Origin of the sequence: Draconibacterium sp. (genome assembly GCF_041583095.1) — a bacterium.
Taxonomy (GTDB): domain Bacteria; phylum Bacteroidota; class Bacteroidia; order Bacteroidales; family Prolixibacteraceae; genus Draconibacterium.
On sequence record NZ_JBFHGM010000021.1, the window covers coordinates 1 to 19284 of the forward strand.

Genomic DNA, 19284 nt, shown 5'->3' on the forward strand with positions numbered 1-19284 from the left:
AAAATAAATGAAAATGGATAATATATTATCTGTAAAAGAATTCTGATGTTATTGTTTTTGCAGCATATTCCTGTGCCGCGGCCATTTCCCCTGAACGGCTCCAATGCTCCCTGATCCCGTTCGCTCACTCACGGAGAACGGGCGCTTCTTCCACCGTTACAGTGAAAAGCGCCTTTTGGCACCGCACGTAAAAGATCCATGCTTTCGTTTCACTACAGTCCGGCACTTTTCTTTAACCGCCCACAATTAGGGCTTTACAGGCTTTAATAACCTTAGGGTTGAAAAACAAAAAAGAAACCCAAGATAGCCGGCCTCCCCGCAAAGCCCTCCCCGGGAAAAATGCAAGATCAAGATGAATGCCCCGGATTAGTAATATTGCAGGTAAGTCTAATTTGTTTACAGGTATCCGTGGCAATCCTGCATTTTATCCACGACCGTCAACACCCCGGCTTTCTTTTCTTTTTTTCCTTTTTTCGTTTCTTTTGAGGAATGTTTTATTTATTCAAATAAAATCAATTCAGATTCTTTATTGTCCAGGTATATTTTATTGGATTGAATGACAACACTCAAAAAGCAAACACTTTTTATTCCATTCAATTTACATTTGTTACCTTGCAATAGTTAGAAACACATATCATTAGTTAGATTCAATAAAAACCACGGAATTACAGAAGTTTTAATTCCAATTATAGTCAGCTGATAAAAAGAGATGCACTCCAAATATTTTGAAAATATCGTAATTTATTTATCCGTTTTACTGGGGTGTATCATATTAGGCATTCTTGCAACAATGTTTGCAATAAGTGTAAGAGCAGATGAGTTCACTGCGAACATTGTTTTTGTTGCCGTTACTTTGTTTGGAATCCTGGTTTATGGTTTGCTCTCAATTTTCATAAAAGACCTGTTCACTGTTATAAAGCAATGATTTTTTCCAAAGGAGAAACAAATAACAGAGCCCATCGAAAAATCTAATGATTCGGCCAGGATCGATAAGATCAGGACCGAACAAAAACAGTTGATCGCAGATCAATACAATTCTCATTTTATTAATGAACGGTTTAGCAAAGGAATTAAATGATGAGCAAATAGTGGTGGTTTTATGTGCAGGGTAATTGAATCTGCCCAAATACTATACTTTTCCTAATCCGAAACAATTGTCAGGTTCCCCAAAAACAGAGAGTTTAAAAGTAGACAAATAAGTACAAGAGGAGAGAGGCGTGTTTACATTTATTGTATGCCTTTTTTTTTCGTGAATACTATCAAAATATGTTTAAATATGTTCTGTTTTTTTCTGTTTCATCGTATAAAGAGACTTGATAAACCTGAATTTATTTTGTTTGGGAAAATCTTCCCGCTAAATGATACATATTATCTTTTTAAAAAGTTCTGGGTAGATTAGTTTTGTTGTCAAACAATATTAAACCAATGAGAACATTTTCAATTATCTTACTATTATTTGCACTGATCGGGTGCAATTCAAAAAATACCAATCAAAAACAGGCGCAGACAACCGAACCTTTGTGGTCGGTAAAATTTGCCGAAACCGTTTTACACGAAGCCGACAGCCTGATTTATTATCAACGCGAAAAACCAAAATACGAATACGATTACGCTTTTTTGGGCGATGCTATTTACAAGTTAAAAGATGTGGACCCTAAATTTGGTGCCTACCTGAAAGATTATATTGATTATTTTCTGCACGAAGATGGAGAAATTGACGGGCAGAAAACTTCGGATTATAATATCGACCGCGTGCGCCCCGGAAACAGTATGATTTCGTTGTACCAGGATTATGGCCATGAGAAATATAAACTGGGAATTGAAACACTGGTGGGGCAGATGAAAGGGCAGCCGCGAACCAATTCGGGCGGTTTTTGGCATAAAAAAGTGTATCCCTACCAAATGTGGTTGGATGGTTTGTACATGGCCTCACCATTTTTGTCGCGTTATGCCAAAGCGTTCGATCAGCCGCAGTGGTTCGATGAAGTTACTTTTCAGTTGCAGGAAGTTTATAAACACACGCTCGATGAAAAAACAGGGCTGGTTTACCATGCTTGGGACGAGAGCCGTGAACAGCGTTGGAGCGACAAAGAAACAGGGCAGTCGAAACACTTTTGGAGCCGTGCAACAGGTTGGTACATGATGGCTTTGGTTGATGTGCTGGAAAATTTGCCCGAAGAACATAAAGACCGGGAAGCACTGATTTCCATATTAAATGATTTGAGCGAGGCTATTCTGGAAGCTCAGGATCCGGAAACCGGACTGTGGTACCAGGTAATGGATATGGGGGGCAAAGACCGTAACTACCTGGAAGCATCGGGATCGGCAATGTTTATTTACACCTTTGCCAAAGGAGCAAAAAATGGCTGGTTGCCTGAAAGTTACCTGGAGACGGCCCATGCCGCTTTCGACAGTATGATTGAAAACCTTGTTTCGGAAGATGAGAATGGTTTTGTAACTTTAACCAATACTTGCGGTGCTTGTGGTTTGGGGGGAAATCCTTACCGCGAAGCAGATTATAATTATTATGTGTCGGAAAAAAAAGTGGATAACGATCCAAAAGGTGTTGCGCCAATAATTTTAGCAGCAATTGAATTAAATAAATAATTTCAAACAAAAACGAAGATGAGAAGATTAGCCATATTATTATTTGCATTAATTCTGTTTGCACAAATGCAGGCTCAAAATAAAACCGATGTGAGTTTGTTTATGCGGTCGGATAGTCTGCAACAGGCTGAAATTAGCTCCGAATCGGGCGATTTGTATAATACAATCGGGCATCATGGACCAGCTGTAGAAAACGAGTGGATGGCTCTGCGAATTTATTTTAGCGAAAAAGCAGCTATTGATGTTTATTCGAAAGCCAAACCACAGCTCGAATTGAAGGAAAAAGAATGGTATCCATCGGCAGAAGACCAAAAAGAGGGCTGGGGAGCGGATTACTATAAAGCCGGCGAAACTCTTGGATTAGGTGGTGTTCGTTTGTGGGACGGAGAAAAGGTTGTGAGACTGAACCCTGTTTCGAACCGTACGGCACGTGTTGTAAAAGAACCTACCTGCTCATATATGGAAATGTTATCGGAAGATGTGCCTTACAAAGGGAAAAAAGTTGATGTATTGGTGCGGGTTACCGTTTATTCGGGAGATAGAAATGCCAAGGTTGAGGCTTTTGCATTAACCGATGATCCCGTACAATTTGTTACAGGAATAAATTATCACAAAGGACAGGAGATATACAAAAAGGCCGGATTGATCGCTGCCTGGGGCCTTCATCCGGAAGATGTTGCTGCTGAATCTGTTGACATTGGTGGTGCGATAATGTACAACCCTGCCGATTTTGTAAAAACAGAAGACGATGGTACGCAGTTTCTTCTCGTTAGTAAACCTGCAAAACAGTTAACAACCTGGGTATCGTCGGCCTGCGGTCGTGAGGCGGAGATCAATACCATGAAAAAATTTATCGGCTTTCTTGAAAAATGATCAATGGATGCAAAACAACTTAAAATGAGGGGCCTTTTCTTTTTTTTTCTGACGTTGCCTTTTATTGGTTTTTCACAGTATGACTTTAATTTTCCGCGCGACACCTCGTTTAACGTACAAAGTGCTTACCGGAAGATCGCCAAAGATTTTCCGCAAGCCAATATCGTGGAAGAATTCAACAATCCGACAATCAACGAAAAGCGAAATCTGGTTTACCATTCGTTTGGCAAGCGGGAGTTACATATTGATGTTTTCTATCCAAAGATTAGTAAAATGAAGCTAGCTCCCGGTGTGCTGTTAATTCATGGCGGAGGCTGGGCTTCGGGAACTAAATCACACCTGGTGCCCATGGCACAAAAGCTGGCCGAAGCCGGTTATGTGGCAGCAGCTGTTGAATACCGCTTGTCGCCCGAAGCGAAATACCCGGCAGGCGTTATCGATCTGAAAACTGCTTTAAAATGGCTTCGGATTCATGCTAACGATTTTGGCCTCGACACCAGCCGGATAGCCACCTTGGGAACTTCGGCCGGAGCAACACTGGCTTCACTCGTTGGAACTACTGGCGGAAATTCCCTATATTTATCTCATCCGCAAGATCAGGCCGTTAGTGACAAAGTGCAGGCCATTGTAAATATGGATGGCGTGTTGGATTTTACCGACCCCATCGAAAGCGGAAAAGACAACGATCCGGCCAAACCATCGGCAGGCGCGCGCTGGTTTGGTGCTACCTATAAACAAAAGCCTGAACTTTGGATAGAAGCATCTCCTTTAACTTATGTGAGCGATAAAACGCCGCCAACACTTTTTGTAAACAGTGCCTTACCACGTTTTCATGCCGGCCGCGAGGATTATCTGGCGGTGTTGAATAAGCATGGGATATACAACGAAGTGCTTACGATAAAGGAAACTCCACATCCGTATTGGCTCTTTCACCCGTGGTTTGATGAGGCCGTGCCTCTTATTATTTCGTTTTTAGATAAGGTGTTGAAATAAGGAATGAGCATCAGCCACATGCGCCAGTGTTTCAGTATGCATATTTTTTAGTCTTCACACATATTAAACATTTCGCTCCCTGCCAAAATGAAACAGCCCAAACCATAATCTTCAAAATCGGGTTTGCTGGTGTAGGTTACCGGTTGTCCGTCTTTTAGCTCTTTCCCGGGATCCTGTACATAGCCCAAAAATCCGTTGTCGTGTAGCGATTCGGTGGCCAGCGCATTCCATCCTTCTGTAATGGCCGGCATATTTTTTTTGCATTCAGAATTCCATTATTTACTCCCCAGGCCATGCCGTAAACAAACAAAGATGTACCAGTTGCTTCTTTTCCAACGTAATTATTAGGGTCGTGCATACTGGCGTTCCAAAAGCCATCTTCGCGCTGAATGGGAAGAACAGCTTTCATCATTTGCTTGTAGGTTTTCAGGTACTCTTTGTAATGCGGATCATCTTCGGGTAAAATATCCATAACCCGAACCAGAGCAGCTACTACCCAGCCGTTTCCACGGCTCCAGTAACAATCCTCACCATTTGGCTCGGTGTACGGTGGAACAAAATCAGCATCGCGCCATCACAATCCATTTTTTCTATTGTACAGACCTTATGTTATTTTAGTGTCCATATACATTTTGTACATGCGCTCCGAGTATTTCGAATCGCCGGTAAGCACGGCCAGTTTGGCAAATACCGACATGGCCATTTGCAGGGCGTCAATCCAATCCCAGTCGTCGATTTTATCCGTTTCAAGCATTAAATCAATGGAAGCCTGGATATCCTTAATGCGCTTGGGTTTTTGTTCAATATTGTATAAATCAATATAGGTTTGTCCGGCTCAGTGGTTATCAGCATGGCGTGTTTTATACTCATTTCGCAATCCCCATTTATGTGCCTTTCCCCATTCTATGGCATATTGTAGGTATTTTTCATCGGGTTTTATCTCATTTAAAGCCATTAATCCTTCGTAATAAACTGCCCGTGTCCACAGGTTGCTGGGGCGCTCTCCGTTCGTAATTACATTTACACCCGGATCAGGCCACTTTTTCATTAAATAGCCATTGGCCAGATCCATTTTTTCTAATAACCTCAATTCGATTATTAACCATTTAATAATCGAATTGAGGTTATTAAGTAATAATTGCTCAAAAATCACAATTTTTTCTCCCATTTTAACATTCTTTTTTTTGTTTTATTTTCTCGAATTTCGACAAGTTTTTTTTTAAAAATTGAAAATGAATATCCTGAGTTTTCTGTAAATAGGGGAGTTGTGAATATTGTCGGGAATGAAGTTCCGAACAAATTATGGGAAAAATGAATGCATAAAAAATTCGAAATTAAACTAAGGCTCCATTCACTTATTACGAGAAGGTTCTTTGATTTGCTGGTATTTGCGCAAGCAGCTTAAAATCAAAATACGGGAATTTTTCTTGTGAAGATTTTATCGTTTACATCCACAACACGAACAAGATAGATGCCTTTTTTTTCGGTTGGAAGTTTTACATCAACAATTGCTGAGTTATCGATATACTTAGCTATCCGTTTTCCTGTAATGCTAAAGATTTCAATACGTTTAAGGTTGATGGAATGATTTACATGTACTTGTTGACCGTTACCTTTATAGTAAATGCTAATGGCATTTACATTTTTTGCAAGATCTTGAATTGCAGTGTGCACACCATTTTCATCCTGTTGTTCCGTTATTTCAGCAACAAGCGAATTGATATAGACCTCAACATTAGGATAAAGTCCGTCAACTGTTGTTAATTGCGCATCAGCCGGATTGTTTGGATTAAGGGCGTGTGCATTTTCCCAATTGTCAGGCATGCCATCTTCGTCGCTGTCGATGGGGGCTTCGCCTGATTTTAAAAGCGGCCAGGCTCCGACAGTGCTCTGCGTATCGATCAAACCATTTGTACTGCCATTTCCTCCATTGGGGAAAGTAACCGTTCTCGTTTCTGTTTCATTTAGAATTCGCAGATCAACCGAGTCGTAGGCGAGGCTGGCTCCGGCAAAATCCAGTACTTTAAAAAAGGCTTCTTCTGCAGAATGAGTGATGACTTCGCCGGTTTCGTATTCCGTTTCCGACTTGATATCGTCGATGGTAATACCAGGAGCATAAGTTGAAAATGTAGAATGCATATTAACACCGTTCCAGTTATTTTCAGTTACCGTTGCACTTGCGGTCATGTAATTGCCATCGATAAAAAAGGTGCCGTAAGTTCCTGCCGGTTGATTATTGCCTCCATTATCGGCATAAGGTTGTAAAATTCTGGATTTGTTGGAAGAGGCCGGTCCCGCCGCGTAATAGTTATTCACCAGGTTATAGCTACCGCCTTCAGCGGCATAGGCGGTGTTAGCTCCCCAGTTGTAAATTACGTTATTTCGGAAATCCACCAGTTCATCATCCGGACGATTAGAATAGCGACTTCCGCAAAATCGAGGATTTCGACTGTCGTGATGAGCCAGTAAATTATGATGAAACGAGGCTTTTTCGCCACCCCATATTCCACCGTAACCATGTGTGCCTTTTTCGTGTACAGAAATGCGTAAACTTTCAGAAAGAATGCTCCATTGCAGTGTAAAGTTTTCGTTGTTGTAAAACGATGCACATTCGTCGGTCGACCAGCTCATCGAACAATGATCGATCATAATATTCTTTTGGTAACGACCGCCAAGGGCATCATCTTCCTGTTGGGTTTCATCGCCCATTCGGAAACGCAAATAACGAATAATCACATTGTCGGCCTGAATTTTAACCGGATAATCGCGCAAAGTAATTCCATCGCCAGGAGCCGTTTGTCCGGCAATGGTCAGGTCGTTGTTGGTAATTTTTAATGCAGACTGCAGCTGAATTGTTCCGGAAACTTTGAAGATCACAATTCTTGGGTAGTTTTGATTGACTGCATAACGCAAAGTGCCTTCCTGAAGATTGTCTTCCAGCGAGGTAACATAAATTACCTGGCCGCCACGGCCGCCGGTGGTGTATTTCCCAAATCCCCCAGCCCCGGGGAAAGCCGGTAAATCCTGTGCCTTGCTTGCAACAATCAGCAGGCACAGAAAAATAGTAAAGAAACTGGTTTTGAAAAGATATCCGGGGGTTATTTGTAGCTCTTTGCTGTCCATTCTCCTAGAATATTTTTAAGGGTGTATTTCGAGGCTTCTTTTGACGATAACTGATTTGCCCACTTAACTCGTAGGGTGTTTGCACCAGGGCCGGTATTGTTGTACTCGGCATAATACGTGGCGCTTTTATCTTCCTTATTGCTCCATGCCGCCCATCCATCCTGGCAAATATGCCCACCCAAATAACAGTTGATAAAAACCGTTTTGGCGTATGGTCGCCACGGTCGTCCGAGGTAAACATTCTCAACACCTTCATCGGCATTCAATTTGCAATCGATGAAGACAAAACCAAAAGCTTTGCCTTTCGTCGTACTTGCTGCCGTTATATAGGAATCTTTTTTGCTGATTATGGTACACTTGTGAAATACAACAGTGGCTGAACCAAAAATAAAATCGGTAGTTCCTGTAATGATGCAGTTTTCGAACAGCTGATTACTGTTTTCTCCATCCAGAAATGCAGTGTCCTGGTTGCCCAGAAATTTGCAATTTTTAAACCGACACCGGTTTCCTACAACATGCAAAGCCACAGCTTGCCCAACCGGGCCGGCTGCATTCGAAATGGTTAGGTTTTCGGCATTAAAATCGTCGGCTTCCACTTTTAAGGTGTAAGTGAAAAAAGTGCTGTTTCGCCCACGGTTGATTTTGTTGAAATAGTCATCCCAGATGATAATAGTATTATCCCTATCCTCACCAATCAACGATAACTTATTATTCCAAGAAGGCACACACACTTTTTCGCGGTACAAACCTTTTTTAATAAAAATCGTGATTCGTTGTGGAGGATAGGCTTTGGTGGCATAAATAGCTGCCTGTATCGATTCAAAATCGCCGCTACCATCTTGTGCAACAGTAATTTCGAATTGAATACCTGTTTGCGCCTCAGCCAAAAACACTGAGAACACAAACAGGAATATAAAGCCAATTTTACTCATTTTTTTCCTTTAATCTTTCTGCCAAATCCGGAACAGTTATTTTTAGCGCACTGGTAGCTAACTGTGCCACGTTATGCGCACCTTTCTGAGATAAGTGTGTATCGTCTTTTCTTGGTTTGGTATACCGTTCGTTGGTAATATCAGTCCACAAATACATTTTTTTTGATGCTTCATCTCCCAACGAATTTACCCATTCTTTAGTTAATTTCTGCAGATCGATTAACGGTACATTTAGCGAATCAGCGACTTGTCGGGTGGCTACCGGATAATCGCCGTGGGTATCGGTTAATTTTCCATTCTCTCCAAATTTCCGTCTAACGATAGAAGTAAAAAGTACAGGAATTGCGCCTTTTTCACGCGATTCATTTACAAATTTACTGAGGTTGTCGGTGTAAGTTCCAAATGGCTTGGTGTAGCGTGTTGAATCGTATTCTTTCTGGTCGTTATGCCCGAACTGAATAAAAACATAATCGCCCTTTTGCAGGCTGTCGAGCACGGTTTGCCACCTACCTTCGTCGATAAAACTTTTTGAACTTCTACCGTTTTTTGCATGGTTCTTTACTGTTACTGTTTCGTTAAAATACTCGTTAAGCACCATACACCAGCCGGTTTCTGGAAAAGCATCTTTGCTTTTGTTTGCCATGGTAGAATCGCCAACACAATAAATGCTGAATTCTTTGGGCTTTTGACAAGCACTTAAGAAGATCAGAATTATTGCGGCAAGGTATAATAGTCGTTTCATGGTGTTAAACGTTAAAATTTAACTGTTTCTTTCGATACTTCTGGACCAATAGTGGTATATGTTTCCAGTTTGGTGTGGGAGTTCGATAAAGTTATATTTTTACTTTGCGAACCATTTATTTTAATAGCGTCAGCTGCATTATAATCATAATCAAGTTCGTTCACATCAACATCGAGACTATTAAATATTTGCATCGCTACATCTTTATCTGTTATCAGTTTAATATTACTGATTTTAACACCTTTGGCATCAATAATCTGGAAACCGTCTTCTGCTTTCAAAAAGAGATTATTCATCTCCACATTTTCCAGCGGCATTTCGGGAAGCCCCTGAAGAAATACGGCTTGTTTTGCTCCATTTACCGTAACATTCGAAATTTTGATGTTCTTAAATTGTGGTGTTTCTTCGGTAACAGGAAGCAGTTCCGATGATGTTTCCATTTCTCCTTCTGCCAACATTTCCGAAATAGACTGGCCCCCATAATACAGGTTGAAGGAGATTGCATTTGTTGGAATGTTGGTCATAAAAACATCCGAGATAAAAATATTTTCAACAATACCTCCACGACCTCGGTTACTTTTAAAACGCAAACCAACATCGGTTCCCATAAAGGTACAGTTTGAAACGTGCATGTTTCGCACTCCGCCCGACATTTCGCTACCAACGGTAACACCGCCGTGGCCATGATAAACAATATTGTCTTTAATGATCAGGTTCTCGCATGGAATGCCGTAACGGCGGCCATCTTCGTTTTTACCCGATTTTATACAAATGGCATCGTCGCCTACATCGAAATTACAATTTTGCACCAGTACATTTTTGCACGATTCGATATCAATTCCATCGCCATTTTGTGAATACCACGGATTACGAACCGTTAGATTTTTTACGGTAAGATGCTCAACCCGTAACGGGTGAATATTCCAGGCCGGAGAATTTTGAAAAACAGGGCCGTCGAAAAGAATACGCTTACTGTTCTGTATACTCACAAAAACAGGACGCAAATAGTCGCGGATGGTTTCAAATTCTTCTTTGGTAGAAATGTCGTCGCGAACGTTTTGATCGCCACTGCCTTCGGCGCCTCTTTTAAACTGTTCCGACGGGTACCAAATGTCGCCTTTGGCGTTTACAATACCTCCTGATTTTACCAGGTTCTTCCACGCACTTTCCGTAAGTTTCGATTTTTTTACTGCGCGCCAGGCATCGCCATTCCCATCCCAAACGCCTTTACCTGTAAATGCCACATTTTCGATGTTTTTACCATGAATTGGCGAAAGACAACGATAAGTATCAAGCCCTTCGAAATTGGTTTTTATTACCGGGTATAGATCTTTGTTCGTGGAAAAAAGAATTACCGCACCTTGTTCAGCATATAATTCCAGGTTACTTTTTAATTCAATCGGGCCTGTTAACCAAATACCCGGAGGAATGATGACTTTTCCGCCACCTTTTTCGGTAACTGCGTTTATGGCCGCTGCGAAAGCTTCGGTGTTTATTTCAATTCCGCCACTTATTGCATTAAAATCGGTAATCGAAACCGAGTAGTCAGGAATTTGTGGCTCCTGAATTACCGGCATCTCAAATTCAATCGTTTCATACAAGCTGTTTTCAGTTCTAGGAGGCGCACTTTTTTCAGTGCATCCCACCGTAAAAACAGCGGCGGCAAGTAATAAATTCGTGATTTTCTTTACTATCATTTTTCAAAGTTTTTTGATTTCTTCCAGGTTGGAGAACAGTTCCTCTGCCCAGTTTCCGAAAATATTTTCAACCGAGTATTCTTCGGCTTCTGCATCGCTAAGTTGATGCGACCAGGCTACTCTGTTTTTTGTTTCGGCACCTTGGCCGTTATTATTGTATTCAGCAAAATAGGCTGTCTTTTCTTTTTCCGGATCGCGCCAGTTGTGCCAGCCTTCGGGTTTTATGTGATTGCCCAATTTACAGCCGATAAAAACTGATTTTCCATAAGGACGCCACGGACGACCGAGATAAAAAGAGTTTTCCGGGGCATTGCCGGTGATATCGCAATTCAGGAATACAAAACCATACTTTGTGCTTTCTTCAGTTGATGGGGCGGTAATGTACCCGGCTGTTTTACAAAAAATGGTGCAGTCTTCAAAAACAGCTGTGGACCACCCGAAAATAAAATCAACAGTACCCTCGATGTAGCAATTTTTGTAATACTGCCGGCTGTTTCTCCCATGCGGATAAAGTGTATCCTGATACCCCAAAAAGCGGCAGTTGAAAAAAGCTACTTTGTCGCTTTCAATACGAACGGCAACAGCTTGTCCAACCGGGCCGGCTGAGTTTTCGAAGGTGATATTTTGAGCTATAAAACCTTCGCCAAAAATGTAGAATGAGGTGGAGCCGGTTGTGCCAATTTCTTCACCAAAACGGTTCTTTTTACTGGCGTAGTCGTCGTAAGTTAGAACGGTATTTTCAAGATTCTCGCCAATAAAAGTTACCAGTGTTTTGCTTGCAGGCAACACCAGTTTTTCTTTGTAAATGCCTTTTTTTATAAAAATCGTTGTGCGGTTTTTTCTGAAATCAGGAACGGCATCAATGGCTTCCTGAACGGTTTCAAAATCGCCGCTTCCATCTTTTGCCACCACAAAATCCCAGGCTTTTGCCGAGCTTACAAGCAACAGCAACAAACAAAGTAATATATTGCCCTTTATTTTCATTCTGTCGTATCAGTTAAATCGATTAATCCCTGAAGCACCAAACCTGCCACTGCTTTTGCTCCTTCAGGCTGAAAGTGGGTATTGTCGTTTTGCCCGTCAGAATAAGCTTCAAACTTTCCGGCCGGAAGGTTCATAAAATAGTTCTGTGTAACGAACTCACGACCTTTTTCAGTAAAAAGCTTCATCGAGAGCTGATTCAAGTCAATCAACATTGTTTGAGTTTCGGCGGCAATTTCCTTTACACATTGTGGATAATTGCCGTGAACATTGATAAGGGTATCGTTTTGCCATGGATAGTTGCGGGCCACCGGAGTAAGCAAAATCGGTGTTGCCTGCTTTTGTTTTGTTTGAAGGATAAACAGCCGAAGAAACTCTTTATAACCTTCTTCGTTGACGTAACGTTCCGGTTTATTTTCTGCAGCATCGTTATGGCCAAATTGTATTAAAACAAAATCGCCGGGTTGAAGCGCTTCATAAACTTGCCGCCATCTTCCTTCCTGAAAAAATGTGCGGGTGCTTCGGCCACCACGGGCCCGGTCGTTAACAGTTACACTGTCGGCCTGCAAAAGCGGGTAAAGCTGCTTTAAATTTTCGCCCGATACAAAAGACTGAAAAACCTGGCCCCAACCGGTTATCGGATACCTGTCTTTCATGTAATCGCCATCGTCGTAGTTATTGGAATAATCGGCAACAGTTGAATCGCCAATCAGCCATATTTTTATGGCTTTAGTGTTGTTGTTTTCTGTTTCGCCGGCTTGTTTTGCGCATGCTGACAGAAGAACAACCCATACTAAAACAGCTATGTATTTTGTTTTTGCCATGTTTTATTTTTCAATTCTGAACCAATCAATATCAACGGTGCCCGAGTCGTTTGTAATGTCATCGCGCAAGGCAAAGTAGCCTATTTTTGCACCGATCCAGCGGCCCGGTTTAGCTGCAAATTCTTGCCCAACAGCCTTAAAATTTTTATTGTTGTAACTGTAACTGAAACCGCAAATCGCTCCCTTTTCAACTTTTATCCGGAAGTAGATTTCGTTATTATCAACTATTTCGTTGTACAATTCTGTTTCAGTTCCGCCGGTTCTTGCATTTTCGCATTTTGCCACACGCAGATGAAGTTTACCATCTGTTTGTTTTAATGAAATGTACTGATAATCTTCGCCCATTACCACAAAACCGGTTTCTTCGTTATCAGTGCGGACATTGAATTTTATTTTTGTGGTAACTGTAAATTCTTCTGCAGGAAATTTTTGCAGTAAAAGATTCGGAACCATCCAAAGTCCGTCTTCTCCTTCAGGGCGTACAATGCAATTCAATCGGTAATAACCGAGGTTGCCGGATGGGAATCCGTAAGAGATATGTTTATTGGCCTGCCATTGCCATTGTATACCCAGCTGATTTCCGTTGAACTCATCACTTTCAGGTGGGGTTGAAACAGGATAAGTGGCACCAACATTCGGTTTTTTATAGGTGTGAACCGGTTCGCCTATTCCATCACCATCTTTATCAAGGCCAATTACCGGCCAGTCGTTTATCCAGGTCATCGGATTTAAGTGAACAACGCGGCCGTATGCTTCTTTATCCTGAAAATGCACAAACCAATTTTCGCCGGTTTTTGTATCAACCCATGCTCCCTGATGCGGACCGTTAATATCGGTGCTGCCTTGTGCCATTACTGTTTTTTCTTCGTATGGTCCGTAAACATTTGTTGAGCGAAGTACAATTTGCCAGCCCGTTGAAACACCACCAGCCGGAGCAAAAATGTAGTAGTAACCGTTCGCTTTGTAGAATTTTGGTCCTTCAACTGTTGGATGATCTCCGTGGCCGTCAAAAACCATTACTTCATCGCCTACTACTGCCGTCCCATCGCTGTTCATTTCCTGAACCAGAATCACCGATTTTATGCGGGCGCGACTTCCGGCAAATGCGTGCGTTAAATACACTTTCCCGTCATCATTCCAAAGTGGAGACGGATCAATCAATCCTTTTCCTGCTTTTACCAGAATTGGCTCGGTCCATGAACCTTTCGCGTTTTTGGATTTTATCATGTAAATACCAAAGTCAGGATCGGGGTAATAAATATAAAATTCGTTGTTGTGGTAGCGAATGCAAGGTGCCCAAACGCCATTTCCATGTTGCGGAATGCTGAACACATCTTCAGGAACCTGTGTGGGGAGTGCATAAGAAATAAGTTGCCAGTTAACCAGGTCTTTTGAGTGCAGAATTGGTAAGCCAGGAACACAGTTGAACGAAGAGGCTGTCATGTAAAAATCGTCGTCAACACGAACCACATCCGGATCGGAATAATCAGCGTGAATGATCGGATTCTTGTACGTTCCGTCGCCGTTATCGGCCACCCAGACTTTTGATACCTTCGACTGCCCACTGCTGAAATGCGATAAGCCGCAAAGGAATATCAGGATTATTATTGTTGGTTTTAGGTACATTTTATTTCTTTTTGTTGTTCACGATCGAATTCAGGTAAACTTCGATGTTCGTATAATTTATATCCAGTTTATAATCGTTGTTATCCGGTTGTTCGGGGTTTAGCCCGTTTTGTTTTTCCCATTCATCGGGCATTCCGTCATTATCCGAATCGGGTGGAGGAGGAGTTGATCGTAAAAGCGGCCAGCCCCCCACATCTGTTTGGCTGTCGATAACTCCTTTTCCACCACCTCTGAATTGTTTTCCGGCAGTTTCTTTTCCGGTGGTGGCTTCGTGAATTATTCGTTTATCAACTGCATCGCGCTGAAAACCGGCCCCCGCATTTTGTAATACTTTTTTATAGGCTGTTTTTGCATTGTCGGTGTCTATCGGAGTATGTTTAACCGGACTTGTAAGTCTCGACCGTTTTATCATTTCATCTGTAATATTTTTTACCTGTACACCGCCTGCCCAGTTATCTTTTGAGATTTCCTTGAAACCTTCAATTACATTGCCGTCAAGGTAAAACCAACCGGCCTGGAGCGTGTCGGTATTTCTGCTTTCGCTGTAAAAACTTTGTGTGAGGTTTAAAATACGATCGCGTACATCTTCTTTTGTTGCCGGACCGGGTTTGAAATAATTATTTACCAGGTTATAGTGTCCTTCTTCACCGCCATAAATACTGTTATTTCCCCAGTTGTAGATAACATTGTTTCTGAAATCTGCTTTTTCAAATTCCGGATTGTTGGTGTATCGCGATCCTTGCAGCCGTGGATTCCGGCTCACATGATCGGAGATAAGGTTGTGATGGAAACTTGCATTATTGCCGCCCCAGATACCGCCGTAGCCATGTGCACCTTTATGATGATCGGAGATATTAAAACTTTCGCTGATAATACACCATTGCAGCGTGAAATTTTCGTTGTCGTAAAACGAGGCCACTTCGTCGTTGGCCCAACTAAAACTACAATGGTCTATTATAACATTTTTATTTCGTAAGCCCGTAATCGCATCCATTTCTTCGTGTGCATTGTCGCCAGGACGTACGCGCAGGTAACGTATAATTACATTATCGGCATCAACACGTACTCCGTAATTTTTCAGGCAAATTCCATCGCCCGGAGCCGTTTGCCCCGCAATGGTAAGATCGCCATTTTTTATGTGAATGCTCTTCTCTAATTCTATGGTTCCTGATACTCTGAAAATAATTGTACGCGGTCCTTCTGCTTCAATGGCTTTTCTAAAACTTCCTTTGCCTTTATTATTAAGGTTATCGACAAAAATGACTTTTCCACCGCGACCACCGGTTGTGTATTTACCACCACCTTCAGCTCCCGGAAAAGCAATTTGTTGACCGAAAACAGGTTGGACTAGAAGAATTAGAATTATGCTTACGATTACTTTCATTTAAAAATGAATAATAGAATCCCCGGGATGGTATTTCCCGGAGATTCTTTTTACTAACTGAACTTACTAACTAACTGATTACGAATTTTTTCTATCAACTTGTTTATTTCCATCTTGGGTCTCCTGCGTCAACAGCATCAAAAGCGAATGAGAAATCGCCATTGTCAGGATCTTCCCACAAACCGTCGTAGGTAACACCCAGCGAAATCAACTGATCAACAATTGAATAGTCGGAGTTTACAAAGTCGGTTGTTGCATACGAATTGGTAATGGTTACCAGAACATCCTCTGGTGCACGAATACCAGTGATAGAGGGTTCGTCGCCATAAGAAGTTGTACCAAAAATACAGTTGGTAACTTCAACGCCACTTGTAATAACGGCATTCCTGATATCCATTAAATACCGGCCCGAACTAAACGGAGTTTTGTTGAATGTGCAATTCTCAACAATAATGCTTTCGCATGATACAGGATCGTCGTAGCGAATAAAATGGCATTTCAAACTATCGATAGTAGAATTGGTAATTTTAACCACAGTAGCATTTGTATTGTCTTCTGTTGCACAAAAAACACCATAACTACCACTACTTTTCCCTAGATTATGAATGATACAATCGTCGACGAGGAACTCGCCGATTGTTTGGTCTGAACCACCGCGTAAGCGCATAATCTGGCGGCCCATGTAGTACATTTTACAGCCAATGAATTTAACGGCACCAATGTTACAGGCTTCACTTTCCATATCGAAAACACCACGTATCTGACCCTGCGAAGGATCCATGTTGGTGTAACCGCTCATAAATAAGTTCTCGAAAACAATTTCTTCGGTTGGCAAAATACTTGCACCAACATAGAACATGCGGTCGCCATCAGTAGCATAAATTACCGGAAGTTCTCCATCCAGTCCTTTGATTTTTATCGCTCGTTCAAGCATCATATCACCTGCAAAACCATATTTGGCCCCGGCGGCTAAAACAAGTACATCGCCTGATTCGGCTCCGCTGATAGCTGCGGCGAGATCTTCGCCTTCAGCTACAAATACGTCACCTTCCATCACGTAATTTTGTGTACCTCTTGCTTTGTTGCCATTAAGTATGGTTACCACATAATCGCCATTTGGCAGATCGGTGATTGATTTCATCGCGGCAGTTTGTTCTTCGGCTGAAATATCGTAGGTAATTTCGCCCTCTGTTGAAACAAAACTCAGTGCTGTAACCGCTTTACCAGGAGTCCAGTATACATCAAGGCTGTTTAACGCAGTCATCGCAATATCATAATTGTTAAAGATATTCTCCGGTAACGATTTAAAGGCGAGTTCTGCCCATTTCGAGTCGGCAATACTATCGTTGGTTCCTTTTACACGCGCCGAGTATTGCGAATTACCGGCAGGTAGTTCGTATACATAAGGCAGTTCGTCGGGAGATACCGTTGCTGTATGTATAATATTTGCAAACGATAAGCTGTCGTCGCTTATTTCAAGTTCATAGGATTGTACTTTTTTGTTGAATCCCCAACTTAAGGATACGACTGTTTGATTGCTGATTTTAGCTTCCAGCTCCAAAGGTGTAAATACCCGATCGAATTCCAGTTCTTCAACAACCGGAGTTATATCATCTTCGCAGGCGTTTATTGCGAATAAAGCAACAATGCCAAGTAAGATTCCAATATTTTTAAATATTTTTTTCATCTGATTCTTTTCTTTAATTCACAAAAACGATTTAGTTAACCGGATCGTTATTTAACATTCCGTTACTTGCATCAATAAACACCTGCCAAATTGGCCAGTACTGGTTTTGGTCAGGGTCGTTGGTATAGAGCGAGTTGATCTTGTCGTCCTCAAGTTGACTCGGACCAGCCCAGTTTTCCTGAAATTCATATTCTGTCGACATATCATCGGTTTCTCCTCTTTCCAGCCCATAGAAATCAAGTGTTTCACCATCAGGCAGGTAGTTGTAATAAATTTTAGACGAAACATCGGCATATTCTCCGGTTTGGTTACGCAGATCATCCATTTTCTGTTTTGTTTCGTCCATTTTAGATTTCAAGAGGTTCCAACGAATAAGTGCCTGTTTGCGTTCCATTTCGCCACACAATTCAAAACCATGTTCGTCAACAATTGCATCAAACATCGCTTCTTTTGTATTTAATGCATCAACATAAGCATCAACTTTTTCCGACCAGTCGGCTTCGTTGAAAGCTCTTTTACGTATCATTTTTAAATATGGAGCTGCTGCTGAAGGACCGTTTAATTCGTTTTCAATTTCGGCGGCCATTAATAGCACCTCGGCATAACGCATGTAAATTTTGTTTAAGCCGTCGTCGTTGGTGGATGTTACGAAGCGTGTCATCCATTCGTAACGCCATTTTCCGAAGTACCAGGTGTCAATTCCCATTAATTCCTGAACGGCAGGATTAGATTTGCTCCAGCTGTAAGGAACACATGTTACATCGCGGCGGGTGTCTTTTGCATCAAAATCGTAAAATACATTTGGAGTAGGGCCATAACTACCACCACGAGGCTGACCGGTGTATTGGTCGGCTAATTGGTGAGGTACGCCGTAAGTAAACAAATGGCGACCACGACCTTCGGCAAAAGGTATTTCCCATAGTGATTCGCTTCCTGCAGAAATTACTTCTTCGCAGTTTTTTCTCCAAAGGGTTTCGAAAGAAGGTTCTAGCGATGCCGTTCCGCTGTTGATAATGTCTTTACATTCTTGCAAAGCAATTGGGTACAAGGTATTTACTGATAGTTCAGGGTCAGAACTCCGGCTAGTTGAACTACCGCGTTGCGAGTAACCAGCTGCTGCCATACAAAGACGGGCACGCAAACCTTTTACAAATGCTTTGTTTACCTGCTCAGTGGTGGCTGTTGCTTCGGTTTCACCGGGCCAGGCTACCAAAGTTGCTGCTTCTTCCAAATCGGCAATTACATGTTTGTAAATCTCGTCTCTGTTGGATTTTGGCAGATAGATTGTTTCTGTAGTAATAGGCTCAAAACGGGCAATAACATCGCCATGTGATTTTAACAGGTCGGCATAATAAATCGATCTTAAGGTGATTGCTTCGCCCAATAGTTGTCCCATTGCTGTTCCGGGCTCCGGATTTCCGTATGTACGTAATCCTCTGATACAAATATTGGCACGCTCAATTCCACGATACATCATTGCCCAGTAAACGTTATCCCGGTTCATATCGGGGTTAGTTGGAGAATTTATGTAACGCGACAAATCACCACGTCCATTAACAGAGGTTGAATTATTCCATTCGATATCGGTATTTGAACCGTAGTGGGTTAAAAAACGACCACGGTAGGAGTTGGTTTGCCCAATTGGTTCTTTAATTCCATCGATGGCTCCCTGTGCCAGCTCAACGTTCGAGAAGATCAACGATTCATCCATGGTTGATTGCGTAGGAGCATCAAGGTATTCTTCGCAAGAGGTGATAAACACCGCGAAAAATAATAATGTTATATATGCTATTTTATTCATTTTCATTGTTGTTT

General features: G+C 41.9%; 14 protein-coding genes and 1 pseudogene. 3 read left to right on the forward strand and 12 right to left on the reverse strand.

The window, feature by feature from the left end:
• The first annotated feature begins 1425 nt into the window (after positions 1–1425).
• Genes ABZB17_RS03455 through ABZB17_RS03465 form a run of 3 tightly spaced genes read left to right on the forward strand, consistent with a single transcriptional unit; the run spans position 1426 to position 4473 of the window.
• The gene (locus tag ABZB17_RS03455) at positions 1426–2607 is read left to right on the forward strand and encodes a glycoside hydrolase family 105 protein (protein WP_372648119.1); all 1182 of its coding nucleotides are present in this window, start codon (positions 1426–1428) and stop codon (positions 2605–2607) included.
• 18 nt (positions 2608–2625) lie between these two features.
• Positions 2626–3480, forward strand: a complete 855-nt coding sequence (locus ABZB17_RS03460; RefSeq protein ID WP_372648120.1) for a DUF4861 family protein — start codon at positions 2626–2628, stop codon at positions 3478–3480.
• Between the two features lie 3 nt (positions 3481–3483).
• A complete protein-coding gene (locus ABZB17_RS03465) occupies positions 3484–4473 on the forward strand; it encodes an alpha/beta hydrolase fold domain-containing protein (RefSeq protein ID WP_372648121.1) in 990 nt (329 codons plus the stop codon).
• Between the two features lie 47 nt (positions 4474–4520).
• Here the strand turns inward: ABZB17_RS03465 and ABZB17_RS03470 are convergent, their stop codons facing one another.
• The 12 genes and pseudogenes from ABZB17_RS03470 to ABZB17_RS03525 all read right to left on the reverse strand — a co-directional run bounded on the left by ABZB17_RS03470 (position 4521) and on the right by ABZB17_RS03525 (position 19270).
• Entirely contained in the window at positions 4521–4724 is a 204-nt protein-coding gene (locus ABZB17_RS03470; protein ID WP_372648142.1) for a hypothetical protein, read from the reverse strand.
• Positions 4628–5641 (reverse strand): annotated as a pseudogene (locus tag ABZB17_RS03475) (glycoside hydrolase family 88 protein). Before ABZB17_RS03475 ends, ABZB17_RS03470 begins: the two are co-directional and overlap by 97 nt.
• Positions 5642–5880: 239 nt before the next feature.
• Positions 5881–7596: a T9SS type A sorting domain-containing protein gene (locus ABZB17_RS03480; protein ID WP_372648122.1), complete on the reverse strand. Its 1716-nt coding sequence runs from the start codon at positions 7594–7596 to the stop codon at positions 5881–5883.
• Positions 7572–8528, reverse strand: coding sequence for a pectinesterase family protein (locus ABZB17_RS03485; protein ID WP_372648123.1), 957 nt, complete (start codon positions 8526–8528; stop codon positions 7572–7574). The genes ABZB17_RS03480 and ABZB17_RS03485 overlap by 25 nt, the downstream gene beginning before the upstream one ends.
• Entirely contained in the window at positions 8521–9270 is a 750-nt protein-coding gene (locus ABZB17_RS03490; RefSeq protein WP_372648124.1) for a rhamnogalacturonan acetylesterase, read from the reverse strand. The genes ABZB17_RS03485 and ABZB17_RS03490 overlap by 8 nt, the downstream gene beginning before the upstream one ends.
• Positions 9271–9281: 11 nt before the next feature.
• On the reverse strand, positions 9282–10967 hold the full coding sequence (locus ABZB17_RS03495; RefSeq protein WP_372648125.1) for a glycoside hydrolase family 28 protein: 1686 nt from the start codon (positions 10965–10967) through the stop codon (positions 9282–9284).
• 3 nt (positions 10968–10970) lie between these two features.
• Complete coding sequence (locus tag ABZB17_RS03500; RefSeq protein ID WP_372648126.1) at positions 10971–11951, reverse strand: pectinesterase family protein; 981 nt, start codon at positions 11949–11951, stop codon at positions 10971–10973.
• Complete coding sequence (locus tag ABZB17_RS03505; protein ID WP_372648127.1) at positions 11948–12772, reverse strand: rhamnogalacturonan acetylesterase; 825 nt, start codon at positions 12770–12772, stop codon at positions 11948–11950. Before ABZB17_RS03505 ends, ABZB17_RS03500 begins: the two co-directional genes overlap by 4 nt.
• 3 nt (positions 12773–12775) lie before the next feature.
• The gene (locus ABZB17_RS03510; protein WP_372648128.1) at positions 12776–14398 is read right to left on the reverse strand and encodes a glycoside hydrolase 43 family protein; all 1623 of its coding nucleotides are present in this window, start codon (positions 14396–14398) and stop codon (positions 12776–12778) included.
• A gap of 1 nt (position 14399) precedes the next feature.
• Positions 14400–15782 (reverse strand): polysaccharide lyase family 1 protein, encoded by a 1383-nt coding sequence (locus ABZB17_RS03515; RefSeq protein ID WP_372648129.1) that lies wholly within the window; start codon positions 15780–15782, stop codon positions 14400–14402.
• Positions 15783–15885: 103 nt separating this feature from the next.
• The gene (locus ABZB17_RS03520) at positions 15886–17469 is read right to left on the reverse strand and encodes a DUF5123 domain-containing protein (RefSeq protein ID WP_372648130.1); all 1584 of its coding nucleotides are present in this window, start codon (positions 17467–17469) and stop codon (positions 15886–15888) included.
• A 31-nt stretch (positions 17470–17500) separates the two neighbouring features.
• Entirely contained in the window at positions 17501–19270 is a 1770-nt protein-coding gene (locus tag ABZB17_RS03525) for a RagB/SusD family nutrient uptake outer membrane protein (protein WP_372648131.1), read from the reverse strand.
• Positions 19271–19284: the final 14 nt, after the last annotated feature.

Coding starts and splice junctions, on each gene's coding strand:
- ABZB17_RS03470 (WP_372648142.1), bottom strand. CDS start 4,724: ATGCCGGCCATTACAGAAGGATGGAATGCGCTGGCCACCGAATCGCTA.
- ABZB17_RS03500 (WP_372648126.1), bottom strand. CDS start 11,951: ATGAAAATAAAGGGCAATATATTACTTTGTTTGTTGCTGTTGCTTGTA.
- ABZB17_RS03490 (WP_372648124.1), bottom strand. CDS start 9,270: ATGAAACGACTATTATACCTTGCCGCAATAATTCTGATCTTCTTAAGT.
- ABZB17_RS03480 (WP_372648122.1), bottom strand. CDS start 7,596: ATGGACAGCAAAGAGCTACAAATAACCCCCGGATATCTTTTCAAAACC.
- ABZB17_RS03525 (WP_372648131.1), bottom strand. CDS start 19,270: ATGAATAAAATAGCATATATAACATTATTATTTTTCGCGGTGTTTATC.
- ABZB17_RS03495 (WP_372648125.1), bottom strand. CDS start 10,967: ATGATAGTAAAGAAAATCACGAATTTATTACTTGCCGCCGCTGTTTTT.
- ABZB17_RS03460 (WP_372648120.1), top strand. CDS start 2,626: ATGAGAAGATTAGCCATATTATTATTTGCATTAATTCTGTTTGCACAA.
- ABZB17_RS03510 (WP_372648128.1), bottom strand. CDS start 14,398: ATGTACCTAAAACCAACAATAATAATCCTGATATTCCTTTGCGGCTTA.
- ABZB17_RS03455 (WP_372648119.1), top strand. CDS start 1,426: ATGAGAACATTTTCAATTATCTTACTATTATTTGCACTGATCGGGTGC.
- ABZB17_RS03505 (WP_372648127.1), bottom strand. CDS start 12,772: ATGGCAAAAACAAAATACATAGCTGTTTTAGTATGGGTTGTTCTTCTG.
- ABZB17_RS03520 (WP_372648130.1), bottom strand. CDS start 17,469: ATGAAAAAAATATTTAAAAATATTGGAATCTTACTTGGCATTGTTGCT.
- ABZB17_RS03515 (WP_372648129.1), bottom strand. CDS start 15,782: ATGAAAGTAATCGTAAGCATAATTCTAATTCTTCTAGTCCAACCTGTT.
- ABZB17_RS03485 (WP_372648123.1), bottom strand. CDS start 8,528: ATGAGTAAAATTGGCTTTATATTCCTGTTTGTGTTCTCAGTGTTTTTG.
- ABZB17_RS03465 (WP_372648121.1), top strand. CDS start 3,484: ATGGATGCAAAACAACTTAAAATGAGGGGCCTTTTCTTTTTTTTTCTG.